This window comes from Bacillus sp. 05T31 (assembly GCF_056396725.1).
In genome coordinates, this window is record NZ_JBFTMA010001481.1 from 1 (window position 1) to 379 (window position 379).

Genomic DNA, 379 nt, shown 5'->3' on the forward strand with positions numbered 1-379 from the left:
GCAAGGTTGTATTCTACCACTGAACTACTTCCGCAAGACATGTTTGAGTTATTTTATTAAAAGTGCGGGTGAAGGGAGTCGAACCCCCACGCCAAAGGCGCTAGATCCTAAGTCTAGTGCGTCTGCCAATTCCGCCACACCCGCATRTTATAATTTGAAAAGAAAAATGGGGCGACTGATGGGAATTGAACCCACGAATGCCGGAGCCACAATCCGGTGCGTTAACCACTTCGCCACAACCGCCATGATTTTCTGGTGCCGACTAGAGGACTTGAACCCCCAACCTACTGATTACAAGTCAGTTGCTCTACCAATTGAGCTAAGTCGGCTAAATGGTGGAGGATGACGGGATCGAACCGCCGACCCCCTGCTTGTAAGG

3 tRNA genes are annotated in these 379 nt (G+C 50.0%); all 3 read right to left on the reverse strand.

The window, feature by feature from the left end:
• Positions 1-63: 63 nt before the first annotated feature.
• Positions 64-144, reverse strand: a tRNA-Leu gene (locus tag AC1DJR_RS33945).
• Positions 145-167: 23 nt separating this feature from the next.
• Positions 168-243: transfer RNA gene (locus AC1DJR_RS33950), tRNA-His, on the reverse strand.
• Between the two features lie 10 nt (positions 244-253).
• Positions 254-329, reverse strand: a tRNA-Thr gene (locus AC1DJR_RS33955).
• Positions 330-379 lie beyond the last annotated feature (50 nt).